Consider the following 26861-nt stretch of genomic DNA (forward strand, 5'->3'; position numbering starts at 1 on the left):
CGCGCCAACTATCGTGTATGTCGCCCGATCTCCTGCTCAGGTTTTTTCTTTCGATGCTTCTGCGTGCGCGAGTTGTGCCGCTTCGTCATAGCCATTGCGGCGCATGCCGCTTTCGAGCAGCACGCGCGCTTGCGCTTCGTATTGCGCGAGGTCTTCGAGCGTCGCGTTCAGGTCTTCGCGCTGACGTTCGAGCACTTCGCGATGCCGGATCACCGTCGCTAGAAACGCCTGCAACTGGGGAACGGTGTCCGTCGGCGAATCGTACAGATCCAGCAACGCGCGGATTTCCGACAGCGTAAAGCCCAGCCGCTTGCCGCGCAGCGTGAGCCTGAGCCGCGTGCGGTCGCGGCCCGAGTACACGCGGCGCAGTCCGCTCGATCCTTCGCGGCTCGGCGAGAGTAAACCCTGGTCCTCGTAGAAACGGATCGCGCGCGGCGTCACGTCGAATTCGCGGGCCAGTTCGGTGATCGTGTATTGCGTGTTCATCATCGGCTGTTCATCGAATCGTCCGGCATGTCCGGTCTGTCGGGCTTTTCGCCCGGCCGGGCACAAAAACGGATTGAACGTTAGAATCGACGTTTACGTTATCGTCAACCTGAATAAAGCGCAACCCGCGCTGCACGGCGCATACGGTTCGCCATTCACCGGTTCACCGATGCGTCGCGCCGCCGACGGAGGAAAGCCCCGCGATGAATGCTCTCGAACACCAACTCGAATACCCTTTCGCCGACAGGATGCCCGCCGCCGGCACGACACAGGAGGTCGCGCCCGGCGTCTACTGGCTGCGCATGCCGCTGCCATTCGCGCTCGATCACATCAATCTCTGGCTGCTGCGCGACGAGATCGACGGGCAGCAGGGCTGGACGATCGTCGATTGCGGGATCGCTTCGGACGAAATCCGCGCGAACTGGGAGACGCTGTTCGATACGATGCTCGAAGGTCTTCCCGTGCTGCGCGTGATCGTCACGCACTGTCATCCGGATCACCTGGGTCTCGCGGACTGGCTGTGCGAAGGCGGCGACAAGAAGCGCTGGAATGTGCGTCTGTGGATCACGCTCGGCGAATACATGCTCGGCCGCGTGATGGCGGCAGGCGACGGCTCGAATGCGGGCGGCGAGGGCGCGGCGCGGCATTTCGCGCGGCATGGGCTGACGGACGAAGCGTCGCTGGACAAGCTGCGCAATCGCCAGAGCTACTACTCGAACCTGGTGCCGTCGGTGCCGCGCCAATACCGGCGCATGCGTGAAGGCGATGCGCTGACGATCGGCGGGCGCACATGGCGCGTCGTGACGGGCTTCGGTCATTCGCCCGAGCATTGCGCATTGCACGCCGAAGCGGACCGCGTGCTGATCTCCGGCGATATGGTGCTGCCGCGCATTTCGACGAACGTATCGGTGTTCGATATCGAGCCGGAAGGCAATCCGCTTGCGCTGTATCTCGGTTCGCTCGGCCGCTATGAAACGATGGCCGCGGACACGCTAGTGCTGCCGTCCCACGGCAAGCCGTTTCGCGGGCTGCATACGCGCGTCCTTCAGTTGCGCGACCATCACGCGGCACGCCTGGCTGAAGTGCGCACCGCTTGTGCGCAGAAGCCGTGCAGCGCGGCGGACATTGTCCCGATCATGTTCAAGCGCGAACTCGATATCCATCAGATGACGTTTGCGATGGGCGAAGCACTCGCGCACCTGCATCTGTTGTGGCTCGAAGGGGAAATGAAGCGCGTGCAGGGCGCGGACGGGGTGATCCGGTTCGATATGCAATAAGAGCGCTGGCTTATCGCGTGCGCCGTTAACACTCGCGCGCTTGCGTGATCGCACATCCCGGCCGCTGCCGAATGCAAAACGGCCCGAACGCGATTGCGCTCGGGCCGCCAAATGCAGACCGTTTCGTGAACGACGGCTTCTACTGCACCACCACCGCCCCAAAATTCTGCCGACCAAACGGACTGACGTGATACCCGTGCACGTTCGTCCGCGTGATGGCGGTCGCCGTCGGATAACCGAGCGGAATCCACAGCGCCTCATCGTGGATGATCTGCTGCGCGGCCTGATACGCTTTCGTGCGCTTGCTCTGATCGGCGGTTTGCTTGCCTTGCTCGATCAGCTTGTCGAGCTCCGGGTCGCAGTAGCGCGCAAAGTTGATCCCCGACTTCACCGCATTGCAGCTGAAGAGCGGCGACAGATAGTTGTCCGGGTCGCCGTTGTCGCCGGCCCAGCCCATGAACAGCGTGTCGTGCTGTCCCTGCTTGGCCTGCTTGATCAGCTCGCCCCATTCGATCACCTTCACCTCTGCCTTCACGCCGATCTTCGCGAAGTCGGCCTGTAGCATTTCGGCGCCCGCCTTCGGATTCGGATTCAGCACGCTGCCAGTCGGACGCACCCAGATCGTCGTCGAGAAGCCGTCCGGGTAGCCTGCCTCGGCGAGCAGCTTCCTGGCCTTGTCGGTGTCGTACGGCCACGGCTTCACTGCCTTGTCGTAGCTCCACGTGTTCGGCGGATACGGATTGTTCGCGGGCGTCGCGGTGTTGTCGAACACGGCTTTGAGGTACGACGTGCGATCGAACGCCATGTTGAGCGCGGCGCGCACCTTCTGGTTATCGAGCGGCTTCTTCTGCGTATTGAGCGCGACGAACGCGGTCATGAACGCGGGCGTTTCCACGATGGCGAGCGACTTGTCCTTCTTCGCATCCGCGACGTCCTGCGGTTTCGGCGACAGCGCGATCTGGCATTCGCCCGCCTTCACCTTTTGTGCGCGCACGGCGGCATCGGGCGTGATCGCGTAGATCAGCCGGTCGATCTTCGGTTTCGGGCCCCAGTACGACGGGTTCACCTCATAGCGGATGATCGAGTCCTTCGTATAGCTCTTCAGCACGAACGGCCCAGTGCCGATCGGCTTTGCGTTCAGATCGGCCTGCTTGCCGGCCTTCAACAACTGGTCCGCGTATTCGGCCGAATAGATCGACGCGAAACCCATCGTGAGGATCGACACGAAGGTCGCGTTCGGTTCGTTCAGTTCGAACTTCACCGTGTTGTCGTCGACCTTCGATACCGACTTGATCAGCTTCACGAGCCCCATCGACTGCGCATGCGGAAAGCCGCTCGCGCCCGCCACCTTGTGCCACGGATTGTTGTCGTCGAGCATGCGGTCGAACGTGAAGACGACGTCGTCGGCATTCAGCGGACGCGTCGGCTTGAAGTAATCGGTGGTCTGGAACTGCACGTTCGGATGCAGATGAAACGTGTACGTGAGGCCGTCGGCGCTCACGTCCCACTTGTCGGCGAGCGACGGCGCGACTTTCTTCGCCGCTTCGTCATACGACACGAGCGAGTTGAAAATCACATCCGCCGATGCGTTGGTCGTGACGAGCGAGTTGTACTGAACGACGTCGAACCCGTCGGGGCTCGATTCGGTGCAAACGGTAAGCGGTTTTGCGATGGTCAGCGCAGGTGCGATGGCGAGGGCCGTCAGCGTCGTGGCGGCGAGCAGCTTGAAACGCATAAGATCTCCCGGAATTTCGAATTCTTCGTGGCGGGGCGGCGTCGTGCATTCTGTCGTGCACTGCGCGCGCTCCGGGCAGGTACTTCACGCATTTTCATTCTGAAACGGATTCAGCGCCGGCGCAGTGCGTCATATTCTGCCGACTCTGGCGCAAGCTTATCGAACGCTTACGGCAGCGACAACAATTGAATCCGCATAACGATATGGTTGCGCGTTCGCGCTAGCGGCTGGCGTAGCGCAAAAGATACGCGATGCCGTCGATTGCGCGCGAGCCGTACCACGACACCATCTCGCCATCGATCAGCTCGATACGTTTGCCTTTGAGGCGCGCATCCTGTTTGAGCGCGTCGCAATGCTGCTGCGTGAAGCGATACGGCTCACTCGACAGCAGCACGCGATCGACATCATCGAGCCACGCGGCGTCGAAATCGAACGACGGATAACGGGCCGCGCCTTTATCGCCGCCTTGCACGGCCGGCGACGTTTGCCAATTGACGAGGCGCAGCATCGCCGAGATATAGGTGTCGCGCGCGACCGTCATCCACGGCTCGCGCCAGATCGCGTAAAGCACGTTTTGCCGTGGCCATGCGCGCGAAGCGGCTGCATCGAGTTGCGTCTGAAGCGCGATGGCCAACTGTTGCGCTTCGTTCTCACGGTCGAAAATCGTGCCGAGCAGCGCGTACAGCGCGAGATTGTCGGTCGGCGCAAGCGGATGCGTGACGACGATATGCGGCACGAACTCGCGCAGCCGTTCGACGGTTCCGCGCTCGTTCTCGTCGATATTGACGATTGCATGAGTGGGTTGCAGCGCGCGCACGGCATCGATTTTCACCGCCTTCGTGCCGCCGATTTTCGGCACCTTGCGCACCTTGTCGCGCGGATGGACGCAAAAGCCCGTTCGCCCGACGATCTGCGCGTCGAGCTTCAATGCGAAGAGAAGTTCGGTGATGCTCGGCACCAGCGACACGATACGCGCGCCGCTGCCCGCTTTCGCGTGCTCGATACCGGCTGCATCGACAGCACGCGAGATCATGATTCAGCGGGCGGCGCGCGGCTTGCGCGGGGCCTTTTCGAAGATGGCGTCGTACAGCCAGCGCGGCAGCACATGCAACAGCATCGCCGCGAAACGCATCTGCCACGGGAAGATCGCGAAGCGCGTTTTCCGGGCGATCGCATCGGCGACCTTTTCGGCGAAGCGGTCCGCGTCCATCAGGAAGGGCATCGGGTACGGATTGCGCTCGGTCATTGGCGTGCGGATATAGCCGGGCGCGATCGTGACCACCGATACGCCGAGCGGCCGCATCTCGACGCGCAGCGCTTCGAGATACTTCGTCGCCGCAGACTTCGACGCGCTGTACGCGCCCGAGCCCGGCAGCCCGCGCACGCCCGCGACACTGGCGATGCCGACGAGCGTGCCCTTGCGCGCAGCGATCATCGCCGAAGCGAATGGCTCGAACGTCGCGACCATGCCGAAGTAGTTCACGTCCATCACGTCGCGAAACGCCTGCAAATCGCCGTGGCCCGTCACGGCGCCGTGGCTGATGCCCGCGTTCGCGATCACGATGTCGGGGCAGCCGTGTTCCGCGATGAACTGCTGCGCGGCACGACCGAGCGCATCCGCGTCCCGTACATCGACGGAATACACGGAGATCGCATTCTGGGGATGGGACTGCCGGAAGCGGGCGAGAGCGTCGCCGCGACGGGCAACGAGGCCGAGAATCGCGCCGCGCCGCGCATATCCGGCGGCGAGCGCTTCGCCTATGCCACTCGACGCGCCGGTGATGAAAACCTTTAGCGGTGTACTCATACCGGCCGTCGCGCGTGAATGGAATTACATCTTCTTCGCGCGAACCTGGCCGACCAGGTAATCGAGCACCTGGAGCGTGCCGGGCAGGCTGTTCGTCTGCGCGGGACCCGTTTCGTACTTGCCCTGCACGGCCAGCGTCGGCACGCCGTCGATCCGGAAGTCCTCGATCAGCTTCTTGTCACGCTGGACCGCGCTCTGCGTTGAGAACGAGTTGTATGCGTCCATGAACTTCTTCGAATCGACGCCGTTCTTCGCGAGGAATTTGGCCTGCTCTTCCGGCGTCAGCAGATAGTTCTTGTTGACGTGGATCTCGTGGAAGATGGTCGGCGTGAGCTGGTTCGCGAGGCCGAGCGCGTCGACCGCGTGATAGAGCTTCGAGTGCGGAATGAAATCGTCGCGGAACGCGACGGGCACGCGCTTGAACACGACGTCCGGGCCCTGCTTCTTGACCCACGATTCCAGGTACGGATCGAATTCGTTGCAGTGCGGGCAGCCGTACCACATGAATTCGATGACTTCGATCTTGCCGGCGGGCTCCTGGACGGGCTGCGGCGTGGACAGCACCGTGAAGTCCTTGCCGGCGACGGGCGCGGCAGGCGTTGCTTGCGCCGCGCTCGCGACGAGGCCGAGAGAGAGGAAAAGAATGCTCAGCAGTTTTTTCATGTTTTGTGAACCCAATCAGGGGAAGTAACGGTGGCGGGCTTTGGCGCGGCGCGACCGCAACGGTTCGACGGCAGGCGTCTGCCGCACATGAGACTCGCGCCGCGCGCTGAAGGTTCAGCGGCGGCGCGTGACAACCCGTTACTGCGTGAGAATCACTGCTTGGTGAAGCGGATGACGGCGGTGTCGACGCCCGCATCGGACAGGCGCTGACGCGTGGTGTTCATCTCCTCGAACTTCGAGAACGGGCCGATACGAACGCGATAGTACGTCACACCGCCGGCATCGCGCTGCGTGACCTTCGATTCGAAGCCCTGGAATGCGAGCCGCGCGCGCTGCTGTTCCGCATCGGCAGCCGTCTTGTACGCACCGACCTGCAGCAGATAGCCCGTGTTCACGTCGGCGGCGGAGGGCGGCGTGCCGTTCGCATTCGGCGTCGAGCCGGCCTTCGGCTGATTCGGTGCGTTGTTCGCGATGCCCGGCGCGCTGGTCGCTTGCGGCGGCTTGCGCGGCTGGTTCATCGCCATCGTGTTGCTGTTGCTCGCGCCGTTGTTCGCGTTCGCGCCATTGTCCTGAGCGGGCTTCGGCGGGACGGCGACGCCGTTGTTCGACGGCGGCACTTCGACGATCTGCGGCTCTTCGAGCATCCCCGAAGTCTGCGACTGGTTCGTGGTCTGGCCGGGCGCGGTGTTGGGCGGCGCGGGCTGCGCGGCTTGCGGCACCGGCTGGCCGGGGCTCTTGCCTTGCAGCGGACGATTCGGATCGTACTGCGGCTGGCTTGCACCGGCATCGGATGCGGCGGGCGGCGCGACCTTCGCGACGAACGGCGTGGGCGCGCGCGTGATGTAGAGCGCCACCACCACCGCGATGGCCAGGCCGACGATCAGGCCCAGCACGATACCGAGAAAAGTGCCCCCGGTCTGTTTCGATTGCTTCGTTGTGCGGCGTGGTTTTGCCATCGTCTGTTTCACCTGCAAAAGGAAATCTGGAATGACCGTCGATTATAGCGACGGCCATCCGCCTGACGTCTTAATTAAAGCGCGTGGAGATTACATTTTGGCGGGTGCCGACACACCGATCACGGCGAGGCCGTTCGCCAGCACCTGGCGCGTCGCCGCGAGCAGCGCGATGCGCGCATTGCGCGGCGCTTCTTCGTCGACGAGAACGCGTTCGGCATTGTAGAACGAGTGAAATTCGCCGGCGAGATCGCGCAGGTAGAACGCGACCGCGTGCGGCGCGAGTTCGTCGGCGGCATGGGTCAGCATGTCGGGGAATTCAGCGAGCTTTTGCAGCAGCGCCATCGCGCGCTCGCTGCCGAGCGGCGACAGATCGACGAACGGCAGCAGCGCTTCGTCCGCGGCATAGCGCGACTTCCATTCGCTGATCACCGAGCAGATGCGCGCGTGCGCGTACTGCACGTAGTACACGGGGTTCTCGTCGTTCTGCTTGAGCGCGAGGTCGACGTCGAACACGAACTCCGTATCGGCCTTGCGCGAAATCAGGAAGAAGCGCACGGCGTCGCGGCCGCGGCGGATGGTCTCTTCGTCGAGCAGATCGGGCGCCGCTTCCTGGCCCGGCAGCGCGCCGCCCGACCATTCGATCAGATCGCGCACCGTCACATAGCTGCCCGCGCGCTTCGAGATCTTCACTTCCTGGCCGTCGCGCATCACCGTGACCATCTTGTGCAGCACATAGTCGGGATAGCCCTTCGGAATGCCGATGCCGAGCCCTTGCAGACCGGCGCGCACACGCGCGATCGTGCCGTGGTGGTCCGAGCCCTGGATGTTGATGACCTTCGTGAAGCCGCGCTGCCACTTCGTCTCGTGATAGGCGACGTCGGGCACGAAGTACGTGTACGTGCCATCGGACTTGCGCATTACGCGGTCCTTGTCGTCGCCGTCGTCGGTGGTGCGCAGCCACAGCGCGCCGTCCTGCTCGTAGGTCTTGCCGGCGTCGATCAGCTCCTTCACCGTATTCTCGACGCGGCCTTCCTTGTACAGCGACGATTCGAGGTAGTACTGGTCGAACTTCACGCCGAACGCCTGCAGGTCCATGTCCTGCTCATGACGCAGATAGGCGACGGCAAAACGGCGGATCGCTTCGAGATTCTCGACGTCGCCTGCGCCCTTGACGGGCTCGCCGTCGCTTGCCGATACGGTTTCGCCGTTCAGGTAGTCGCGCGCGATGTCGGCGATGTATTCGCCGTTGTACGCGCTTTCGGGCCAGCCCGCGTCGCCGGGCTTGAGGCCACGGGCGCGCGCCTGCGTCGAGATCGCCAGGTTGCCGATCTGTACGCCCGCGTCGTTGTAGTAGAACTCGCGATGCACGGCATAGCCCTGCGACGCGAGCACGTTCGACATCGCGTCGCCGAGCGCGGCCTGGCGGCCGTGTCCGACGTGCAGCGGGCCCGTCGGGTTCGCCGACACGAACTCGACCAGCACGCGCTTGCCCGCGTCGCGCGCCGAGCGGCCGAAGGCGTCGCGCTGCTCGAAGATCGCGGCGATCACGGCCTGCTTCGAAGCAGCCGACAGACGCAAGTTGATGAAGCCCGGACCGGCCACTTCGGCGCTATCGACGAGGCCCTTGGCCTGCGGATGCACGAGCAGCGCATCGACGATCTGTTGCGCGAGCTGGCGCGGGTTGCTGCGCAGCGGCTTGGCGATCTGCATCGCGACGTTGCAAGCGACGTCGCCGTGCGCGGCAACTTTCGGTCGTTCGAGCGTGATGGCCGGCGCGACGAACGCGGCTTCGGATTCACCTTGAGTGGCCTGGGCGACCTGCTTGACGACGTCGGTCAGCAGGGTTTCGAGAGTTTGTTTGTGTGCAGGCAGCATGCTTGTTGCGAGTCCAGTGAGGCAGTCCGATGAAGCGGGCAGCGCCGCGAACGGCGCGGAAACAGGCCGGTGACGGCGTGCAACGCGCTTGGGCGCCGGATGCGCGTCGCGAGCGTGACGCTGCGGCGGCGCGCCAGGGCGGCGATCGCTTCGCGGCGCGCGCCGTGCCGAATAGCCGGACACGCGCTGCGGCGAAGCGGCACGGCGAATGCAGCGTGCCCGGACGCACGGCGGCGAGCTTTTTCCGTCAAGCCGGATTTTAGCAGGTGCTAATATGTCCAATGAGATGCCCAGCAGGGGCCGTGGCCACCGGCAACACCCGAGCAAGCAGCCGGCGCGCCAACGGAACCCGTGCGGCTGACCGTGACGAGCATCATGCGGCCGGCCGTGGGAGAAGCCAACATAACGAAAAGGGAACAGTCATGCTGATTACTTTCAAGTGCCGCTCCGCCCCCGATGTGGTGATGTTGGAGAATCTCGCCCAATATCTGCTGGGAATCATCGGCAAGCGGCTCGGCCCGCGCGGTGTAATCAATCACGACGAACTCGGCGTTGCGATCTCGAAGCTCGAAGCAGCAATCGTGACCGACAAGCAGGAACGCGCCGAGCATGAAGGCCACTTCCACGAAGGGGAGGAAGGCCACGACACTCACGAGATTCCGATTGGCCTCGCGCAACGCGCATTTCCGTTCCTCGATATGCTGCGCGCTGCGCAGAAGGAAAATACGGACATCGTCTGGGGGATCTGAGCGGCTTTCGATCGCACCGGTGAGGCTGCGCTGAGGCGGCTTTGTCCTTTGTCATGTGATTCCCGCTCGGTGCAGCGCGCGCTGTCTTGCGCGGCGTCGTATTTGGCCGCGCATACCCGGAATCCGATTCCGGGCCGAGCGCGCATCTGCCGCTTCCAGCCCACAAAAAAGCCCATCTCGCGATGGGCTTTTTTGTTGCGTTTTTCGCCGTGACGCAGCCCTCGCGCGTTACTGGCTTGCGCCTTCCGGCACGGTCGCGGGAGCGGATGCGCCCTTCTTCATCTTGTTCTTTTTGGGCTTCTTCACGTGAGTGACGGTGGGCGGCGAATACGAACTCACTGAGCTTGATCCGCCGGGGGCCTGAGGTTGCGCGCCAGCGAGCGGCGCGACGGCGGCGAGCGATAACGCGATCAACATCAGCGTCAGCTTCTTCATACGATTTCTCTCCGTTGACGGTTGCAAGTCGTTGAGTCGACGCGTTTTTACGGTCGCGTCTGGCAGGTTCGGCAGGATGAAGCGTTTTCAGTCTACAAAGCCGAAAATATTCGCTGGGCCTTTCAACTGAAAATATTCAGCCTCTGGCCAGCGATATAGTCCTGCCGTCCGCCGCTTCCGCTCAGAGCAGCGGCGCGAGCGCGCGCTCTGCGTCCGCCTTCGACAGCGACATGCGCCGCGCGTAGTCCTCCAACTGATCCTGGCCGATCTTGCCGACCGAGAAATAAGTGCTGTCGGGATGCGCGAGATAGAAGCCTGAGACGCTCGCGGCGGGCAGCATCGCGAGCGATTCGGTGACGCTCATGCCGATCTCGTCGGCTTGCAGCGCGGTGAACATGTCGCGCTTGACGAGGTGATCCGGGCAGGCCGGATAGCCGGGCGCGGGACGGATGCCGCGATACTTCTCGCCGATCAGATCGTCGTTCGACAGATTTTCGCCTTGCGCATAGCCCCACAGGTCGCGGCGCACGCGCGCATGCATCGCTTCGGCGAATGCTTCCGCGAAGCGATCGGCGAGCGCCTTCAGCATGATCGCGCTGTAGTCGTCGTGATCCTGCTCGAACTGCTTTTCCTTCGCGTCGACGCCCAGGCCCGCCGTGACCGCGAACATGCCGATATAGTCGGCGACGCCCGAATCCTTCGGCGCGATGAAATCGGCGAGCGACCGGTTCGGCCGCATCACGCCGTCCACCACGGGACGCACGCTTTGCTGGCGCAGGTTGCGCCACGTCAGCGCGACTTCGCTGCGCGACTCGTCCGTGTAGATTTCGATGTCGTCGTCGTTGACCGTGTTCGCGGGCAGCAGCGCGATGACACCGTTCGCCGTGAGCCAGCGGCCCTGGATCAGGCGCGCGAGCATCGACTTGGCATCCGAGAAAACGCGGCGTGCCGATTCGCCGACGATCTCGTCGTTGAGAATCGCGGGATACGGACCGGCTAGATCCCACGTCTGGAAGAACGGGCCCCAGTCGATGTAGTTCGCGAGTTCGTTCAGATCGAAGTTCTTGAACACGCGCCGGCCGATGAACTTCGGCTTCACAGGCTGATACGCGCTCCAGTCGATCTTCGTCCTGTTCGCGCGGGCTTCTATGAGCGTGACGAGCGGCTGGGCCTTCTTGTTCGCGTGCTGATTGCGGATGCGGTCGTAGTCGGCCTTCAGCTCGTCGAGATACTTCGTTGCGCCTTCGTCGGACAGTAGATTCGACGCCACCGACACCGACCGCGACGCATCCGGCACGTACACGACAGGGCCTTCGTAGTGCGGCGCGATCTTCACGGCGGTATGCACGCGCGAAGTCGTCGCGCCGCCGATCAGCAGCGGAATCTTCTTCACGCGGAAGTAATCGTCGCGCTGCATTTCCGACGCGACGTAGGCCATTTCTTCGAGCGACGGCGTGATCAGGCCCGACAGACCGATGATGTCCGCGCCTTCGACTTTCGCCTTCGCGAGAATCTCGTTGCACGGGACCATCACGCCCATGTTGACCACTTCGAAGTTGTTGCACTGAAGCACGACGGAAACGATGTTCTTGCCGATATCGTGCACGTCGCCCTTCACGGTCGCGACGACGATCTTGCCTTTCGCGCGCACGTCGCCGCCCGCTTCGGCGAGCTGGCGCTTTTCTTCTTCGATGAACGGAATCAGATGCGCGACGGCCTGCTTCATCACGCGCGCGGACTTCACGACTTGCGGCAGGAACATCTTGCCCTGGCCGAACAGGTCGCCGACGATATTCATGCCGTCCATCAGCGGGCCTTCGATCACGTTGATCGGGCGGCCGCCGCCTTGCATGATCTTGACGCGCGCTTCTTCCGTGTCTTCGACGATGAAGTTCGTGATGCCGTGCACGAGCGCATGCGCGAGACGCTGCTCGACGCCCTGGTTGCGCCACTCGAGGTTCTCTTCTTTCTTCGCTGCGCCCGTCTTGAACTTGTCGGCGCTTTCGAGCAGGCGGTCGGTTGCGTCTTCGCGGCGGTTCAGCACCACGTCTTCGACGCGCTCGCGCAATTCGGCGTCGAGGTCCGCGTACACACCCAGCTGGCCCGCGTTGACGATGCCCATGTCCATGCCCGCCTGAATCGCGTGGTAGAGGAACACGGTGTGGATCGCCTCGCGCACCGGGTCGTTGCCGCGGAACGAGAACGACACGTTCGACACGCCGCCGCTCACTTTCGCATACGGCAAGTTCTGCTTGATCCAGCGCGTCGCTTCGATGAAGTCGACGGCGTAGTTGTTGTGCTCTTCAATGCCCGTCGCGATGGCGAAGATGTTCGGATCGAAGATGATGTCTTCGGGCGCAAAGCCCACTTCATTGACGAGAATGTCGTACGAGCGCTTGCAGATTTCCGTCTTGCGCTTGAACGTGTCGGCCTGGCCCTGTTCGTCGAATGCCATCACGACGGTCGCCGCGCCGTAACGGCGGATCAGCTTCGCCTGGTGGCGGAAGCTCTCTTCGCCTTCCTTCAGCGAGATCGAGTTGACGATCGCCTTGCCCTGCACGCATTTCAGGCCCGCTTCGATCACCTCCCACTTCGACGAGTCGATCATGACCGGCACGCGTGCAATGTCCGGCTCCGACGCGATCAGATTCATGAAGCGCACCATCGCCGCTTTCGAATCGAGCATCGCTTCGTCCATGTTCACGTCGATGACCTGTGCGCCGTTTTCGACTTGCTGGCGCGCGACGGCCAGCGCTTCGTCGAACTGGCCGTTCAGGATCATCCGCGCGAATGCCTTCGAGCCCGTCACGTTGGTGCGTTCGCCGACGTTGATGAAGAGCGTCCCCGAAGTGACGTTGAACGGCTCGAGGCCGGAGAGGCGCATCGTGTGATCGGTCATGGTCTTTGCGTGTTTCGTCGTTGCTTCAATGGGTTCTGCGGGCGGCCGGCCGTGCAGCGTTGATGTGCTTCAGGCGGCGTCGCGATACTGGCTCGGCCACTTGCGCGGCTTCACTTCATTCAGCGCCTTCGCGATTGCGGCGATATGTTCCGGCGTCGTGCCGCAGCAGCCGCCCGCGATGTTCACGAGACCGGCTTGCGCGAATTCCTTCAGGAGGCCCGACGTATCGGCGGGCAGTTCGTCGAAGCCGGTGTCGCTCATCGGATTCGGCAGGCCGGCGTTCGGATAGCACGACACATAGGTGTCGCACAGCTTCGCCAGCTCCGCGATGTACGGACGCATCAGCGCGGCGCCCAGCGCGCAGTTCAGGCCGAACGTGAGCGGCTTCGCATGGCGCAGCGAATTCCAGAACGCTTCGACCGTTTGTCCCGACAGAATGCGGCCCGATGCGTCCGTCACCGTGCCCGAGATCATGATGGGCAGGCGCTCGTCCGTGTCGTCGAACAGCTCGTCGAGCGCGAAGAGCGCGGCCTTCGCGTTCAGCGTGTCGAAGATCGTTTCGACGAGGAACAGGTCCGCGCCGCCTTCCATCAGCGCTTTCGCCTGCTCGTAGTACGCGGCGCGCAGTTCGTCGAAACTGACGTTGCGCGCGCCCGGATCGTTGACGTCGGGCGAGATGCTCGCCGTCTTCGGCGTCGGCCCGATTGCGCCGGCAACGAAGCGCGGCTTGTCAGGCGTCGAATACTTGTCGCATGCAGCACGCGCGAGCTTCGCCGATTCGCGGTTCATCTCGACGACGAGCTCTTCCATTCCGTAGTCGGCCTGCGCGACGGTCGTTGCGCCGAACGTGTTCGTCTCGATGATGTCGGCGCCCGCAGCCAGGTACTGCTCGTGAATCTCGCTGATGATCTGCGGCTGCGTGATCGACAGCAACTCGTTGTTGCCTTTGATGTCGCGCGCATAGTCCTTGAAGCGCTCGCCGCGATAGGCGGCTTCGTCGAGCCTGTAGCGCTGGATCATCGTGCCCATCGCGCCGTCCAGAATCAGGATGCGCGATTCGAGCAACGCGGGCAGGGCCGCGCCGCGCGTGTACGCGGCGCCGGCGTTGGCGACTGATGGGGCTGACTTGGCGGGCTGGTTCATGGTCTGATCGCGCTCGTGCCGGCAGGCTCTGCCGACTTTTTCAGGAAACTCAATATTGTAGCCGGATGGCCGCGAACTCGCCGCGCGACGCGGCTTTGCGGCCCGTGCTTGGGGCGCAAGGCCCGCCGGTTGCTGCCAATGGAGCGCGGGCAGTATATCTTTCGCTGTTTGCGCGGCGCGCTCGCCTTGCCTGGCGCGGCGCGCCGCGAGACGGGCACCTCGCGGACAAAAGCGAAAGGGCCAAAAACGAAAAACCCCGCCGGGCAAGCCGGGCGGGGTCGATTGGGGACGTGTCGCCTGGAGTTGGCGTCAGTTGCGCCGATGGGTCAGTGAAGAATGACCGGCTGATTCATCAGGCTGTCGAATTGACCGAGAAATTCGTCCACTTCGTCTAGCGTCGGTTCGTCTTCGATGAGCTTTTGCACGTGCTCGCGAAAACTGGCTGCCATCACGCCGTCGATGTAAATCTCGCGCTGCGTGTTCTTGTCGACGATCTCATACCCACCGGACCTCATCGCGATATGCCCGTCCTGCGGCGGGAATTCGACGACACAATAGTTGGGGCTGTTGTAGATCATTTGCATGGCGACACTCCTTCTTTCCGATGGCTCCGGGCCAGTGTTGCACCGTAGATGGAGCCCATGGTTTGGAATTCAAGGGGTGGGTCCGGCTTGACGCGTTAAAGATTCCGGACCTGTCTGTTAGACCAGTTTCTGCAAAAACGATTCAAGCAAAGCAGTAAAACGTTGTGATTGCTCAATCGGTGCGAGGTGAGCCGCGTCTAGCAGTTCGAATCTCGCTCCCCGGATGGCATCCGCTATTGCCTGTGTAGCAGCAGGTGGCGTGCCTGCATCGTGGCGTCCAGCCACTGCGAGAGTGGGAAGGGTGATCTCCTTCAGTCTACTGCTCACGTCGAAATCGCGCAGTGCAAGGCACGCATGCGCATAACCTTCAGACGAAGTGTTCTCGAATACCTCGCGAATCTGTTCGACGACTTCGGGATGCGCATCGCGAAAGCCGGCCGTCAGCCAGCGTTCCATTGTCGCTTGCGCGAGCGCGCCGACGCCTTCGTTGCGCACCATTGCCGCGCGCTGCTCCCAGAGCGCGCGGCCGTCGGATGGCGTGGCGGCGTGCGTGTCGGTCAGCGTCAGCGTATCCACGCGATCGGGGTTATCGAGCGCGAACTGCTGCGCGATCATGCCGCCCATCGACATGCCGACCAGATGCGTCTTCTTTACGCCAAGCGCATCCAGCAGCGCGCGCAGATCCTGTGACAGATCCGCCACGCTGAACTGCTTGTCGGATACGGCCGTTTGCCCGTGACCGCGCACGTCGTAGCGCAATACCGTGTACTCGTCGCGGAAGAAACCGGCGAGCTGATCCCATATCGACAGATCGCCGCCTAGCTGATGAACGAACGTGAGCCAGGGGCCTCCACCTTCATTGCTCAGGATGTAGCGCGTATCGATGCCATTCACATTGGTTTGCATGCGGACTCCATAAATGTTGTCGCAATGAAAGAACGAGTGAATCAACCGCTCATGCGATCCGGGTCGTTCGCCGGGTCGTTCAATTCGCATCATGGGATGCGCATGAAACGTTCGTGTGATGAGCGCTGCTCGTCGTGCGATTCATGCACGCGGCAGAAGTTTCTGAAGACGAGTGCGGCCTCGATTGTTAAGTATCCCGCAGCGCCAAGAGCCTGCTTGCATCAGGGCTTTTCCGGTCCCGCGCCGGGATCGGTGACGGAGGGTTGGGCGCTGCCCGACGAGCTGTCGTCCGAAGAAGAGGCGTCGTTGACATCCGGCGGCGCGAGCTTGCCGCGCCATACGAGTTCGATCTGCGTGCCGTTCGGCTCCGTCTGCACGAGGCGCGCCGGCAGCCAGCCGAGCGACGGCGCGAGCCACACGTCGATGCGCCGGCGATCGTTTTCGCGGCGCGGCAGCCGCATGAAATGCCGCGCATCGATCGATCCTTGCCCGGTGCGCACGGTTTCGTCGCCTATCGTCTCGATAGGCCAGATCTCGCCGCTATCGTTATCCGTCACGTAGAACTGCCGCGTGACGCCTGGCTGATAGGCATCCGGGTCGCCGCGCACCAGACTCGCCAGTTGCATCACCATGCTGAAGCGGTCCTGCGCGCCGTCGGGCAGCGCCAATGTAGCGGGCGTGCGCGTGAAGCCAATCTGCTTCGTATCGCGATGGAACGTGGTCACATCTTCGCCGCGACGGCCGCGCTTTTCGACGTACTGATCGGGGGCGAGACCGAATGCGTCGACGCGCCCGTGGCTCGAATAGCTGAACGTGCCGACAAACGGTAGAGGCACCGAGACGACCATATCGTACGAGCGGCCATCGCTCGTCCAGTGAATCGTGCCAGGCTGATTGCGCACGCCGTTGTAGAACGTGTCGTATTGCAGATCGCCCGATGGCGGCACGGAAAACTTCACGCCAGGCGTCGCTTGTGGCGTGTTGCCCTGGCCGATGCCGGGTCCATGGTTCGCGGCGGCCAGGGCTGCCGCAGCGGAGGCCACTAAATCCGAAGCGGCCGAAGCACCGACAGGCGCACTGGCGGCTTCGTTAGTCGCGGGCACTTTCGACGGTTGCGGACGTGTCGCCGTCAGCACATGCTCGCGCGGCGCCTGAGCACCATGTTTGGGCGGAGCGGGCTTCGCGATGGCGGGCGGCGGAGAGCCGGCAGCCTGCGTTTCGATGCGCTCGGGCTTGAGCAGCGCGACCTGCACGGGAACATGCTCCGGCGCGACCGGTTTGAACGTGTCGTGATGCCGTTCGAACCACAGTGCGGCGATCAGGTGCGCGCCGGCGACAGCCGCGAGCACGCCCGTCCACCGCAGCCGCGACGAACGGCGCTGCGCTGCGGCGAGTTGCGCATGCGACGAAACGGTGCGGACAGCGAATGGAGACGACATGGGAAGCAGTATGTTGAACGCAGAACGCGGTTAAAGACGTTTCGACCGGGCGCCGCCGTCACGCGTTCATCGTGCGGGTTGTCGGGGGGCTTCGTGCGGGTTGTCGTGCGCCTCGTCGCGCGGCTCATCGTGTGATTGAAGCTCTATCGGTCTATCGGGGCGCCGGACTATACCCGAGTTCGTATGACAGCTTCTGCGCGCACTCGCGCAGGGCGGTATCGACTGCGCCGCCCCACGCGATGTCGAATGCGCCCTCGTGACCCAGCGCGATCAGCCCGAGCGCGAGATCGCCGTTCGAATCGAAGACGGGCGTGCAGAACGCGTGTATGGTCGGCAGCAACATGCCTTCGACGCGGGCCGCGCCATGCGCGCGCACGTCTTCGAGCACGCGCTCGACGTCCTCCGGCGTGGTCGGTGTGTTGGCCGTCGCCCAACGCTGCGTCTGTGCGAGCTCGCGTTCGATCATCGCGGCCGTCTTGCCACGCGGCAGATAGGCGGCGAACAGCAGCCCCGTCGCGGAACTGAGCATCGGCATCACATCGCCGAGTTTCAGCGATGCCTTCGCGGGATAACTCGATTCCATCCAGTGCACGACGGTCGGCCCCTGGTTGCCCCACACAGCGATGCCCACCGTCATGTCGAGCCGGTCGCGCAGTTCGGCGAGTGCAACGCGCGCGAGCTTCACGCCGTCGACGCGTGCAAGCCGCGCGAGCCCCAGTTGCAATGCGAAGCCGCCGAGTTCGTAACGACCCGTCAGCGGGTCCTGCGCGACGACGCCCAGGCGCTGGAAACTCACCAGATAGCGGTGCGCTTTCGCCGGGCTCATGCCTGCGCGCTGCGCGAGGTCGCGCAGCATCATCGCGCGCGGTTCGTGCGTGAGCACCTCGAGCAGACGGAAGCCCACTTCGATGGACTGGATGCCCGAGCGCAGTTTTTCCTCGCCGGCTTCGCGCTGATCGACGGCATCGTCGTCGACGGAATCGAGCGGTTCGGCGGATTCGGCATCCTGGCGGATCGAAGTTGAACGGGCAGTCGGTGACATAGGCAACGGGTCGGGCAGTGAATGTGAAAACGGCAGCGGGCAAACGACGCAAACCAGGCGCGCGTCGCGATGTGCAAAAGCCCGCATGAGGCGTCCGCTTGGGCCGCGCCGATTCACCATCGTAGAATACATTCCTCTTATCGTCATCCATACGCTTTCCCGCCATGAAACTTGCCACGCTGAAGGACGGCACGCGCGACGGTCAACTGATCGTCGTTTCGCGCGACCTGCATACGGCCGCCATCGCCGACACCATCGCGCCAACGATGCAGCGCGTCCTCGATGACTGGACCTTCTACGCGCCGCAACTGCGCGACCTGTACGACGAGTTGAATCAAGGCCGCGCGCGCAACACGTTTTCATTCGACGCGAAGGAATGCATGGCGCCGTTGCCGCGCGCGTTCCAATGGGCGGACGGCTCCGCGTATGTGAACCACGTCGAGCTGGTGCGCCGCGCGCGCGGCGCGGAAATGCCGCCCGAGTTCTGGACCGATCCGTTGATGTACCAGGGCGGCAGTGACGATTTCATTGGACCGAAGGACGACATCGTGTGCGCGTCGGAAGCGTTCGGCATCGATTTCGAGGCGGAAGTCGCCGTCATTACGGGCGATGTGCCGATGGGCACGAAGCCCGAGCAGGCGTTGAAGAGCATCCGGCTCGTGACGCTCGTCAACGACGTGTCGCTGCGCAACCTGATTCCCGCCGAACTGGCGAAGGGCTTCGGCTTCTTCCAGAGCAAGCCCGCGACGTCGTTCGCGCCCGTTGCCGTGACGCTCGACGAACTCGGCGACGCATGGCGCGAAGGCCGCGTGCATCGTCCGATGATCGTTCACTGGAACGGCAGGAAGATCGGCCAGCCGGATGCGGGCACCGACATGGTGTTCAACTTCGGCCAGCTGATCGCCCATGCGGCGAAGACGCGCAACTTGCGCGCGGGCGCGATCGTCGGCTCGGGCACGGTCTCGAACAAGGATGCGAAGCGCGGCTACTGCTGCATCGCCGAGAAGCGCTGCCTCGAAACGATCGAGCACGGAGCGGCGCAAACCGAGTTCATGAAGTTCGGCGACACGGTGAAGATCGAGATGTTCGACGAAGCAGGCAAGTCGATTTTCGGTTCGATCGATCAGGCCGTTGCGCCGCTCGAAGACGCGCAGTGAGAGGGCATCGTGCATGACGTGCCGAAGCGCGTCATGCATGCATCGAGTCGAGCGAACCGAAAGGGTTTCGCCCGATGCCGATAGCGCCGCGCGCGCCGCTACACTGACGCTCGCGCGGAGCCATCGAGTCTCGCAGCCGCTGATGTTCCGATGGCCGGACAGCGCAAGCCACGCAGCATCGCAGAACGCACAAAAAAGGAGACACGGCATGCCGCGATACGGGACGTTTGCATTTTCAACTTTGCGCGAGCGCTTTACGAACTCTCGCGCCACAGGCCGGCGCACAGTATTCGGCGCCACGCTTTCTCTTCTGCCTGGACTCGCATTCGCGCAGGTGAAGATCGGCCTCGTGCTGTCGCTGACGGGACCGGCCGCATCGCTCGGCATTCCCGCGCGCGATACCTCGACGCTCTTTCCGAAAGAAGTCGCCGGCCAGAAGATCGAATACATCGTGCTCGACGATGCATCCGATACCACGCAAGCCGTGCAGGACACGAAGAAGCTGATCTCCGAAAATCATGTCGATGCGATCATCGGCTCGTCGATCACGCCGAACTCGCTTGCGATGATCGACGTGATCGCCGAAGGTGAAACGCCTGCGATTTCGTTGGCGTCGTCGGCGAAGATCATCGAGCCCGTCGATGCGAAGCGGCACTGGATGTTCAAGACGCCGCAAACGGACGCGATGATGGCGTCCGCGATTACCGAGCACGCGAGCCAGCACGGCGTGAAGACGCTCGCGTACATCGGCCAGGCGGATGCGCTCGGCGAGACGTTCTACGCGGAAGTCGCGAAGTTCGCGCAGATCCATCACATCAGCGTGGTGGCCAACGAGCGCTTCAACCGCACCGACCCCAGCGTCACCGGTCAGATCCTCAAGATCATGGCGGCGAACCCGGATGCCGTCGTCGTGGGCGCGGCGGGCACGCCGGCCGCGCTGCCGCCGAAGACGCTGATTTCGCGCGGCTACAAGGGCAAGATCTACCATAACCACGGCGTCGGCAATAACGACTTCCTGCGCGTGTGCGGCGCCGATTGCAACGGCACGTTCCTGCCCGCGAGTCCCGTGCTTGTCGCATCGCAGCTTCCCGCGGACTATGCTTCGAAGCGTCTCGCGCTCGATTACATCGCGCACTTTGAGAAGCTGCGCGGGCCGGGCAGCGTATCGGCGTTCGGCTCGTATGCGTGGGACGCGAGCATGCTGCTGAACAACGCGATTCCCGTCGCGCTGAAATCGGCCGCGCCCGGAACGGTCGAGTTTCGCCGCGCGTTGCGTGATGCGCTCGAAGCGACACGCGGTCTCGCCGACACGAACGGCGTCGTCAACATGAGCACGACGGATCACCTGGGCCTCGATCAGCGCGCGCGCGTGATGGTTGAGATTCGCAGCGCGAAGTGGGTGTATCAGCCGCGCTAGAACGCGGTGTGCTCGCGCGGCGCAGCGTCGGCTGCGCCGCGTGCGTGAAGTGTGTTCCGACGCCGACGCGTCGCTCTTACGGATGTCAGCCATGTCTCACGAATCGGAATCGCAATCGGTCGAACCCGCGTTTTACGCGCACTACAAGTCGCTGCGCGTGCGACGGCATGCGCACGGCATCCTCGAAATCGTGATGAGCGGCGAGGGCACGAACAAGAGCAATCTCGCGACGGCTGACGCGAACATGCATCGCGAACTCGCCGACATCTGGCGCGACGTCGATCGCGATCCGGAGACGCGCGTCGTGGTGATTCGCGGCGAGGGCAAGGGCTTTTCGGCGGGCGGCGACCTGGGTCTCGTCGAAGACATGGCCAACGACTTCGATGTGCGCACGCGCGTATGGCGCGAAGCGCGCGACCTCGTCTACAACGTGATCAATTGCAGCAAGCCGATCGTGTCGGCGATGCACGGACCGGCTGTGGGCGCGGGGCTCGTCGCGGGACTGCTCGCCGATATTTCGATTGCGACGAAATCGGCGCGCATCATCGACGGGCACACGCGTCTGGGCGTCGCGGCAGGCGACCACGCGGCGATCGTGTGGCCGCTTCTCTGCGGGATGGCGAAAGCGAAGTACTACCTGATGCTGTGCGAGCCGGTGAGCGGTGAGGAAGCCGAGCGGATCGGCCTCGTATCGCTCGCCGTCGACGACAACGATCTGCTGCCGAAGACATTCGAAGTCGCGCGCAAGCTCGCAAATGGTTCGCAGACGGCGATTCGCTGGACCAAGTACGCGTTGAACAACTGGCTGCGCTCGGCGGGGCCGGCGTTCGACACATCGCTGGCGCTGGAATTCATGGGCTTCGCGGGACCGGACGTGCAGGAGGGCGTGGCATCGCTGCGCGAACGGCGCGCGCCGGATTTTTCGGGCAAGGAGCCGTTCTGACGATGGCGCGGCGGCAACTGCGTTGATCGTCGGCGATGCTGGTGCAGGAGCATTCCTTGCGGCCGCGAATCGGCGAATGCTGCTTTAGGGAAACGCAAAACCATCACCGGCAGAAGCGCACGATAAGTGCGCCCAACCGGGCACACAACCGGGCACCCAACCAGGCACCCAACGAGGCATTTAATCGGCAGCAATTCGCGGGGCCAGCCGCAAACGGCGCGCGGTATGATCGAACAGCATGCCTATGCCGCACGCTGGAACCGAACTCAGGAAATCAAGGAGAACCGCAATGACCGACACACCAGGCTCGACGCCACCGTTTCCAGGCTTTCCCGGTTTCCCGCCCGCCGAAATGCTCGACCGCATGTGGGGCATGATGCGTCTCACGCCGTTCGGCGCTGCGTTTCCGGGCACGCATCCGGGCGCGGCGCAGGGCATCGTGCCATCGCTGTCGATGATGTCCGACATGATGGCGCCGCTCACCAACGTCGAGGAACTCGACAAGCGCATCACCGACATGCGCGCCGTCGAGCAATGGCTCAAGCTCAATCTGAACATGCTGCAATCGGCGATTCAGGCGCTCGAAGTACAGCGCGCGACGCTCTCGACGCTGCGCGCGTTCGGCGCATTTGCGCAGCAGGCGATGACGCAGCCCGCAGCCGACGTGCAGCCGAAGCAGCCGGAGCAGCCCGAGCAGCCGAAGCAGCCGGAGCCGCAGCCTGCCGCAAGCGCGCAGGAAGCTGGCGAGGCGACGCCGCCGCCCGCGTTCGATGCGTCGGGCTGGTGGAATCTGCTGCAGGCGCAGTTCAACCAGATCGCGCAGTTCGCGATGGCGCAGCCGGCTGCGACGACGGCGACAGGCGCATCGGAAGCGGGCGCGGGAATCGAACCGAGCGATCTCGAACCAGACGATGCCCCAGACTCCGGCCCCGAAGCGGACGCCGCAGCGCAAGCGAAAGCCGCCGACGACGGGGACGGGCCGCGTCCCGCCGCGAAACGCCCGGCTGCGAAGCGCGCAACGGGCGGATCAGCGGCGAAGAAAACTTCATCGGCGTCCGAATGAGGTCGTGGCGGTCGTATCGCGGCAAAGCGATACGACCGCTTTAAAACGCGTGCGGTGCGCTAGCACATCCAGTTGAATCCGTGTGGATAGCGTGCGCCGGCGTTGCTTTACGTCAATTCAAAGCGCGTCCTGACGGCCCGGGAACAGGGCCGTGCAGCCTCGCGTGCTATCATCGTGTAAGCTTTTTCTGGCCTGCGGGAGCGCGCGAGCAACGTCGCATCAGCGACAGATTCGCCGCCCATGCCGGTGCCGATACGGTGCCGGAGCGTCCATCGCGGACCCCATGCTGCCGTCCAGGCCGCAAGCTGGCACGACCTCAGGCACAGGTTCTCCCTCACCCACGGTTGGCCGCGCACTCGAGGCATGAAATCCGTGTGCGCATCACGAGCCGCAGTAGTTCTTTTGCCAAAGCCTGCATCTTGGCAGCCGATTACCGCGTAAAATTGAAGGCTGCGCTGATGACGGCGAAAGTTCCCGACGCTTCGGAATTTCCGTTCATCCGCAGCAAAGTAGCAACAGATAACAGACGTCGCCTTGCGCAGAACAGGGGTGGGATCATGAACACCATGCTTTATCCGGAACTTTACAAATCGCTCGAGTCCGTTCGATGGGACATGGAGAAGGACATTCCCTGGGACAAATTCGACGCGTCGCTGCTCACTGACGAGCAGGCGGCGACCATCAAGATGAACGCGATCACCGAATGGTCGGCGCTGCCCGCCACGGAAATGTTCCTGCGCGACAACCACCACGACAGCGACTTCTCCGCATTCATGAGCGTGTGGTTCTTCGAAGAGCAGAAGCACTCGCTGGTGCTGATGGAATATCTGCGCCGCTTCAAGCCCGATCTGGTGCCGACGGAAGAAGAACTGCACGCAGTCCGTTTCGAATTCGATCCGGCGCCGCCGCTCGAAACGCTGATGCTGCACTTCTGCGGCGAAATCCGCCTGAACCATTGGTATCGCCGCGCGGCTGAATGGCATACCGAGCCCGTCATCAAGCACATCTACGAAACCATTTCGCGCGACGAAGCCCGTCATGGCGGCGCGTATCTGCGCTACATGAAAAAGGCGCTGACGAATTTCGGCGATGTCGCGCGCGCGTCGTTCGCCAAGATCGGCGTGCTGATGGCTTCCGCGCGTCGCACCGAAAAGCCGCTGCATCCCACGAATCTGCACGTGAACCAGTCGCTGTTCCCGCGCGATACCGTGCAATCGCGTCTGCCCGATCCGGAGTGGCTCGAACGCTGGCTCGACGAGCAGATCCGTTTCGACGACGGCTGGGAGAAGAAGGTGGTCGAACGCATTCTGCACAACCTGTCGATCCTGTTCGAGCGCTCGTTCGGTACGGCTCAGGAACTGAACCGCTATCGCAAGGAAGTGGTGACGCGCCTCCAGGCTGAACAGCCGGTGGCTGCGCATCAGCAACCGGCCTGACAGGGGCGGCGCGCCGTCGGCTGAACGCACCGCGCGCGGCACAGAAACGGCACGGCCCGGCAGGTGAAAACCCGCCGGGCCGTTTTCTTTTGGGCTTTAAATCCACGCGTCGCCGCCGTTCAGTCCTTCTGCGGCTGCACGAGGCGATTCGAATACACTCGACGCACATCCGCTAAACGACTTCTCACATGGCCGCTACTTTCGAACGCAAGCTCACGACGCGTGAGGCCCTCGCACAACTTCGCCCTTCGCTGCCAGGACCCGTGGTCTTCACAAATGGTGTTTTCGATATCCTGCATCGCGGGCACGTCACCTATCTCGCGGACGCGAAGGCGCTGGGCGCGACGCTGATCGTCGGCGTGAACAGCGATGCGTCGGTGCGTATGCTCGGCAAAGGCGACGACCGCCCGATCAACAACGAAGCCGACCGGATGGCGCTGCTGGCGGCGCTGGAAAGCGTCGACTGGGTGGTGCGTTTCGACGAGCAGACGCCCGTTGCGCTGATCGACGCTTTGCGGCCCGACGTGCTGGTTAAAGGCGGTGACTACGACATGGACAAACTGCCGGAATCCGCACTCGTGCGCGGCTGGGGCGGCAAGGCGCTGGCGATTCCGTTCGAACACGACCGTTCGACGACGGCGCTCCTCAAGAAAGTGCGCGCGCAGGGTTAAGGGCGACGCGGTGACGATCCGGCCCGCGCGTTTTCGACCCAGCCGCTCTTACTGCTTCAGCGCCGAAGCGGCGACAGGCGTGATGGGCGCGGGTCCGCCGACGACGGCGAGATCCGTCGAGTCGGCCGCCGACATCGGATACACGCGCAACTGGTCAGGACGCACCTGCCGGCCCAGATGATTCGGTTCGCGAGGCCCCGCCGCGGGCGACGGGCCGAACAGCCCGCGCATCGTGATGAACGCGAGGATGTTGGCGAGCAGGAGCAGGGCGATTAGCCAGCGCAGCATCGTTGAGGTCTCCACCATTGTCGGTCCAGTTTTCGGTGTTCAGGATGGGCGGGCGTCCCGTAGCGAACTGGCCGAAGCCTCCGCCGCGATCAGCGCGAGTCCCGCCAGCACGAGCGAATCGTGACGCGTATGCGGTACGCTCAGCGCCTGCGCGAGTTCACCCGAGGCGCCGCCGCTGACGACGAGCCGCACGGGTACTTTCCATTCGTCCTGCAGATCGCGCCACATCCGCTCGACGAAGCCGATCTGCGCCAACGCGCATCCCGACGACAACGAGCGCGGCGTATCGACCGCGAACCACGCGGCGCGATTCGCATGTTCGCCTGTGCTTGCGGTGCCGCCGTCGGCGTCGCCGGCGAGCAGGCCGCGCGCGGCGATTGCGTCGAGTGTCGGCAGTTGCGCCGTATGCTCGCCGAGCGAGCGCATCATCAGCGACCAGCCCGGCGCGATCAATCCACCGACGAACACGCCGTCGGCGTTCAATGCTTCCAGCGTCGTCGCGGTGCCGAACGTCGCAATCAGCAGCGGTTCCCCCGGAAATGCCGCGCGTGCGCCGATCATGCCCGCCCAGCGGTCGCTGCCGAGTTGCGACGGCGTCGTGTAGCGGTTCGTGACGCCGCACTGCTGCGCAGCCGAGCGGATCGTCGTGCGTGGCAGAGCGGGCCAAGATCGGTCGATGAATGCGTCGATGCGGCGCGCGACGGCGTCGCCAGCGACGTTCGATAACCATGCAGAACCCGGCGCAGGCAGCGTCGACCAGTCCGGCTCATGCCTTGACTGCAAGGGATCGCCCGTACCCTTGACCAACTGGCCACCATGCGCGAACGCGCCCGAGTGCGTCTGTGTACCATCGGCCTGAACGAGCGCCCACTTGACCCGGCTATTGCCGGCGTCGATCAGCAGATACGGTGCGCCACTCATGCGACGCCGCTGCCTTCGTCCGCGAGACGAAGCGACACGTCGCCCGTCGCGATCGCCTGCTGGCCGGATGGCGTATCGAGCAGCAACTGACCGAGATCGTCGACGCCTGCCGCAACGCCGCGTCCGATCTCGACGCCCTGCTCGAACAGCACGACATCGCGCCCCGCGTAGGCGTGACAGCCGTTCCAGCGTTGCCGGAACGGCGCGAAGCCTTCCGCGCCGAAGCGCTGCAATGCCGGTTCGAGCGCGTTGAGCTCGGCGGCGAGGGTATCGGTGAGATTCGCGTTCGGCAGCGCGCGCGAGAGGGCCGTGGGCGCCGCGCCGCGTGCCTGCGCGGGCACGTCCGCGTTGAGCGCGCCGACTTTCGCGGCGAGTTCGTCCGCGCCCTTCACGTTCGTGCCGATACCGATCACGACGGCGCTGGCGTCCGCCGTGCTCCACGCCGTTTCGATCAGGATGCCGGCGAGCTTGTCGCCTTCGAGCAGCACGTCGTTCGGCCACTTCAGCGCGATCTGGCCAGGGCCCGCGACGGGCAGCGAACGCAAGCCGTCGACGAGCGCCACGCCCACGGCGAGGCTTAGCCCCGCGAGTCCTTCGAGCGGCCGCGGCAGCACGCAAGCGACCGAGAACAGCAGCGCATTGCCGGGTTCCGCATACCACGTGCGGCCGCGCCGGCCGCGTCCCGCCGTCTGCAGATAGGCGACGCGCACGACAGGCCGCGCGAGCGCGCCCGGTTCGCGTGGCAGCGCTTTCATGCGCGCCATCAGGTCGGCGTTGGTCGAGCCCGTCTCTTCGACGATCTCGATGGGCCAGTCGTGCGCGGCCGGACCGAACAAGGCAACGGCGCGCTGCCGGTCGATTCGCCAGTCGCCCGAGGCGCTGGATGAGTTAGGGGTATTCATGAGCCGTATTTTAGCCACTGAGTCTGTCATCGTGATCGGGTCGTGACCCATTCCGCTATCCTCCGGC

At 63.7% G+C, this 26861-nt stretch carries 25 protein-coding genes; 8 read left to right on the forward strand and 17 right to left on the reverse strand.

Translation table 11 applies throughout. From position 1 onward, the window contains the following. Positions 1–36: 36 nt before the first annotated feature. The gene (locus BMW76_RS03760) at positions 37–486 is read right to left on the reverse strand and encodes a MerR family transcriptional regulator (RefSeq protein ID WP_090863599.1); all 450 of its coding nucleotides are present in this window, start codon (positions 484–486) and stop codon (positions 37–39) included. A gap of 203 nt (positions 487–689) precedes the next feature. Here BMW76_RS03760 and BMW76_RS03765 point away from each other — a divergent pair, with 203 nt between their 5' ends. Then, positions 690–1763, forward strand: coding sequence for an MBL fold metallo-hydrolase (locus BMW76_RS03765; protein ID WP_090863087.1), 1074 nt, complete (start codon positions 690–692; stop codon positions 1761–1763). A gap of 139 nt (positions 1764–1902) precedes the next feature. On the opposite strand, the gene BMW76_RS03770 is transcribed toward BMW76_RS03765, so the two are convergent. From BMW76_RS03770 to argS, 6 genes are all read right to left on the reverse strand, one after another. After that, a complete protein-coding gene (locus BMW76_RS03770) occupies positions 1903–3498 on the reverse strand; it encodes an ABC transporter substrate-binding protein (RefSeq protein ID WP_090863090.1) in 1596 nt (531 codons plus the stop codon). Between the two features lie 220 nt (positions 3499–3718). Next, positions 3719–4531 (reverse strand): helical backbone metal receptor, encoded by an 813-nt coding sequence (locus tag BMW76_RS03775; RefSeq protein ID WP_090863093.1) that lies wholly within the window; start codon positions 4529–4531, stop codon positions 3719–3721. A gap of 3 nt (positions 4532–4534) precedes the next feature. Further along, positions 4535–5305 (reverse strand): SDR family oxidoreductase, encoded by a 771-nt coding sequence (locus BMW76_RS03780; RefSeq protein WP_090863096.1) that lies wholly within the window; start codon positions 5303–5305, stop codon positions 4535–4537. Positions 5306–5329: 24 nt separating this feature from the next. Beyond that, positions 5330–5968 carry a thiol:disulfide interchange protein DsbA/DsbL gene (locus tag BMW76_RS03785; protein WP_090863099.1) on the reverse strand — a complete coding sequence of 213 codons (639 nt, stop codon included), beginning with the start codon at positions 5966–5968 and terminating at the stop codon, positions 5330–5332. A 152-nt stretch (positions 5969–6120) separates the two neighbouring features. Then, positions 6121–6924, reverse strand: a complete 804-nt coding sequence (locus BMW76_RS03790; RefSeq protein WP_090863103.1) for an SPOR domain-containing protein — start codon at positions 6922–6924, stop codon at positions 6121–6123. A gap of 90 nt (positions 6925–7014) precedes the next feature. Continuing rightward, on the reverse strand, positions 7015–8799 hold the full coding sequence (gene argS / locus BMW76_RS03795; protein ID WP_090863106.1) for an arginine--tRNA ligase: 1785 nt from the start codon (positions 8797–8799) through the stop codon (positions 7015–7017). 422 nt (positions 8800–9221) lie between these two features. On the opposite strand from argS, the gene BMW76_RS03805 reads away from it, so the two are divergent. Beyond that, the gene (locus tag BMW76_RS03805) at positions 9222–9548 is read left to right on the forward strand and encodes a DUF1840 domain-containing protein (RefSeq protein ID WP_090863112.1); all 327 of its coding nucleotides are present in this window, start codon (positions 9222–9224) and stop codon (positions 9546–9548) included. A 228-nt stretch (positions 9549–9776) separates the two neighbouring features. On the opposite strand, the gene BMW76_RS03810 is transcribed toward BMW76_RS03805, so the two are convergent. From BMW76_RS03810 to BMW76_RS03835, 7 genes are all read right to left on the reverse strand, one after another. After that, on the reverse strand, positions 9777–9983 hold the full coding sequence (locus tag BMW76_RS03810; protein ID WP_090863115.1) for an acid-shock protein: 207 nt from the start codon (positions 9981–9983) through the stop codon (positions 9777–9779). A 181-nt stretch (positions 9984–10164) separates the two neighbouring features. Further along, positions 10165–12912: a methionine synthase gene (gene metH, locus BMW76_RS03815; protein WP_281248487.1), complete on the reverse strand. Its 2748-nt coding sequence runs from the start codon at positions 12910–12912 to the stop codon at positions 10165–10167. Positions 12913–12951: 39 nt separating this feature from the next. Beyond that, positions 12952–14025 (reverse strand): homocysteine S-methyltransferase family protein, encoded by a 1074-nt coding sequence (locus BMW76_RS41770; RefSeq protein ID WP_245763113.1) that lies wholly within the window; start codon positions 14023–14025, stop codon positions 12952–12954. A 326-nt stretch (positions 14026–14351) separates the two neighbouring features. After that, complete coding sequence (locus tag BMW76_RS03820; protein WP_087734231.1) at positions 14352–14609, reverse strand: BTH_I0359 family protein; 258 nt, start codon at positions 14607–14609, stop codon at positions 14352–14354. Between the two features lie 117 nt (positions 14610–14726). After that, positions 14727–15515 (reverse strand): 3-oxoadipate enol-lactonase, encoded by a 789-nt coding sequence (gene pcaD, locus BMW76_RS03825; RefSeq protein WP_090863118.1) that lies wholly within the window; start codon positions 15513–15515, stop codon positions 14727–14729. Positions 15516–15736: 221 nt separating this feature from the next. Next, entirely contained in the window at positions 15737–16954 is a 1218-nt protein-coding gene (locus BMW76_RS03830; RefSeq protein WP_090863121.1) for a DUF3108 domain-containing protein, read from the reverse strand. Positions 16955–17105: 151 nt separating this feature from the next. After that, the gene (locus BMW76_RS03835; protein ID WP_090863601.1) at positions 17106–17996 is read right to left on the reverse strand and encodes an IclR family transcriptional regulator; all 891 of its coding nucleotides are present in this window, start codon (positions 17994–17996) and stop codon (positions 17106–17108) included. A 164-nt stretch (positions 17997–18160) separates the two neighbouring features. On the opposite strand from BMW76_RS03835, the gene BMW76_RS03840 reads away from it, so the two are divergent. The 6 genes from BMW76_RS03840 (at position 18161) to rfaE2 (ending at position 24683) form a co-directional block, all read left to right on the forward strand. Further along, positions 18161–19153 (forward strand): fumarylacetoacetate hydrolase family protein, encoded by a 993-nt coding sequence (locus tag BMW76_RS03840; RefSeq protein WP_090863124.1) that lies wholly within the window; start codon positions 18161–18163, stop codon positions 19151–19153. A gap of 208 nt (positions 19154–19361) precedes the next feature. Continuing rightward, complete coding sequence (locus BMW76_RS03845) at positions 19362–20570, forward strand: ABC transporter substrate-binding protein (RefSeq protein ID WP_090863127.1); 1209 nt, start codon at positions 19362–19364, stop codon at positions 20568–20570. A 91-nt stretch (positions 20571–20661) separates the two neighbouring features. Further along, entirely contained in the window at positions 20662–21513 is an 852-nt protein-coding gene (locus tag BMW76_RS03850; RefSeq protein ID WP_407668884.1) for an enoyl-CoA hydratase/isomerase family protein, read from the forward strand. Positions 21514–21802: 289 nt separating this feature from the next. Continuing rightward, positions 21803–22576 carry a PhaM family polyhydroxyalkanoate granule multifunctional regulatory protein gene (locus BMW76_RS03855; RefSeq protein WP_090863133.1) on the forward strand — a complete coding sequence of 258 codons (774 nt, stop codon included), beginning with the start codon at positions 21803–21805 and terminating at the stop codon, positions 22574–22576. A 557-nt stretch (positions 22577–23133) separates the two neighbouring features. Then, positions 23134–24012, forward strand: a complete 879-nt coding sequence (locus BMW76_RS03860; protein ID WP_090863603.1) for a ferritin family protein — start codon at positions 23134–23136, stop codon at positions 24010–24012. Between the two features lie 188 nt (positions 24013–24200). After that, positions 24201–24683, forward strand: coding sequence for a D-glycero-beta-D-manno-heptose 1-phosphate adenylyltransferase (gene rfaE2 / locus BMW76_RS03865; RefSeq protein WP_090863136.1), 483 nt, complete (start codon positions 24201–24203; stop codon positions 24681–24683). Positions 24684–24731: 48 nt separating this feature from the next. On the opposite strand, the gene BMW76_RS03870 is transcribed toward rfaE2, so the two are convergent. From BMW76_RS03870 to BMW76_RS03880, 3 genes are read right to left on the reverse strand one after another with little or no spacing between them, the layout of a single operon-like run. Beyond that, positions 24732–24971, reverse strand: a complete 240-nt coding sequence (locus BMW76_RS03870; RefSeq protein ID WP_090863139.1) for a hypothetical protein — start codon at positions 24969–24971, stop codon at positions 24732–24734. 39 nt (positions 24972–25010) lie between these two features. Next, positions 25011–25892, reverse strand: a complete 882-nt coding sequence (locus BMW76_RS03875) for a type III pantothenate kinase (protein WP_090863142.1) — start codon at positions 25890–25892, stop codon at positions 25011–25013. Further along, entirely contained in the window at positions 25889–26794 is a 906-nt protein-coding gene (locus BMW76_RS03880) for a biotin--[acetyl-CoA-carboxylase] ligase (RefSeq protein ID WP_090863145.1), read from the reverse strand. Before BMW76_RS03880 ends, BMW76_RS03875 begins: the two co-directional genes overlap by 4 nt. Positions 26795–26861: the final 67 nt, after the last annotated feature.

This window comes from Paraburkholderia diazotrophica, from assembly GCF_900108945.1.
Classification (GTDB): domain Bacteria; phylum Pseudomonadota; class Gammaproteobacteria; order Burkholderiales; family Burkholderiaceae; genus Paraburkholderia; species Paraburkholderia diazotrophica.

Bases quoted from the DNA above. Each gene is read 5' to 3' on its own strand.
- BMW76_RS03850 (WP_407668884.1), top strand. From the start codon at position 20,662: ATGTCTCACGAATCGGAATCGCAATCGGTCGAACCCGCGTTTTACGCG.
- BMW76_RS03820 (WP_087734231.1), bottom strand. From the start codon at position 14,609: ATGCAAATGATCTACAACAGCCCCAACTATTGTGTCGTCGAATTCCCG.
- BMW76_RS03780 (WP_090863096.1), bottom strand. From the start codon at position 5,305: ATGAGTACACCGCTAAAGGTTTTCATCACCGGCGCGTCGAGTGGCATA.
- BMW76_RS03810 (WP_090863115.1), bottom strand. From the start codon at position 9,983: ATGAAGAAGCTGACGCTGATGTTGATCGCGTTATCGCTCGCCGCCGTC.
- BMW76_RS03770 (WP_090863090.1), bottom strand. From the start codon at position 3,498: ATGCGTTTCAAGCTGCTCGCCGCCACGACGCTGACGGCCCTCGCCATC.
- BMW76_RS03880 (WP_090863145.1), bottom strand. From the start codon at position 26,794: ATGAATACCCCTAACTCATCCAGCGCCTCGGGCGACTGGCGAATCGAC.
- BMW76_RS03870 (WP_090863139.1), bottom strand. From the start codon at position 24,971: ATGCTGCGCTGGCTAATCGCCCTGCTCCTGCTCGCCAACATCCTCGCG.
- BMW76_RS03840 (WP_090863124.1), top strand. From the start codon at position 18,161: ATGAAACTTGCCACGCTGAAGGACGGCACGCGCGACGGTCAACTGATC.
- BMW76_RS03790 (WP_090863103.1), bottom strand. From the start codon at position 6,924: ATGGCAAAACCACGCCGCACAACGAAGCAATCGAAACAGACCGGGGGC.
- BMW76_RS03860 (WP_090863603.1), top strand. From the start codon at position 23,134: ATGAACACCATGCTTTATCCGGAACTTTACAAATCGCTCGAGTCCGTT.
- BMW76_RS03835 (WP_090863601.1), bottom strand. From the start codon at position 17,996: ATGTCACCGACTGCCCGTTCAACTTCGATCCGCCAGGATGCCGAATCC.
- BMW76_RS03830 (WP_090863121.1), bottom strand. From the start codon at position 16,954: ATGTCGTCTCCATTCGCTGTCCGCACCGTTTCGTCGCATGCGCAACTC.
- BMW76_RS03785 (WP_090863099.1), bottom strand. From the start codon at position 5,968: ATGAAAAAACTGCTGAGCATTCTTTTCCTCTCTCTCGGCCTCGTCGCG.
- argS (WP_090863106.1), bottom strand. From the start codon at position 8,799: ATGCTGCCTGCACACAAACAAACTCTCGAAACCCTGCTGACCGACGTC.
- BMW76_RS03805 (WP_090863112.1), top strand. From the start codon at position 9,222: ATGCTGATTACTTTCAAGTGCCGCTCCGCCCCCGATGTGGTGATGTTG.
- BMW76_RS03765 (WP_090863087.1), top strand. From the start codon at position 690: ATGAATGCTCTCGAACACCAACTCGAATACCCTTTCGCCGACAGGATG.
- BMW76_RS03875 (WP_090863142.1), bottom strand. From the start codon at position 25,892: ATGAGTGGCGCACCGTATCTGCTGATCGACGCCGGCAATAGCCGGGTC.
- BMW76_RS41770 (WP_245763113.1), bottom strand. From the start codon at position 14,025: ATGAACCAGCCCGCCAAGTCAGCCCCATCAGTCGCCAACGCCGGCGCC.
- BMW76_RS03760 (WP_090863599.1), bottom strand. From the start codon at position 486: ATGAACACGCAATACACGATCACCGAACTGGCCCGCGAATTCGACGTG.
- pcaD (WP_090863118.1), bottom strand. From the start codon at position 15,515: ATGCAAACCAATGTGAATGGCATCGATACGCGCTACATCCTGAGCAAT.
- BMW76_RS03775 (WP_090863093.1), bottom strand. From the start codon at position 4,531: ATGATCTCGCGTGCTGTCGATGCAGCCGGTATCGAGCACGCGAAAGCG.
- rfaE2 (WP_090863136.1), top strand. From the start codon at position 24,201: ATGGCCGCTACTTTCGAACGCAAGCTCACGACGCGTGAGGCCCTCGCA.
- BMW76_RS03855 (WP_090863133.1), top strand. From the start codon at position 21,803: ATGACCGACACACCAGGCTCGACGCCACCGTTTCCAGGCTTTCCCGGT.
- BMW76_RS03845 (WP_090863127.1), top strand. From the start codon at position 19,362: ATGCCGCGATACGGGACGTTTGCATTTTCAACTTTGCGCGAGCGCTTT.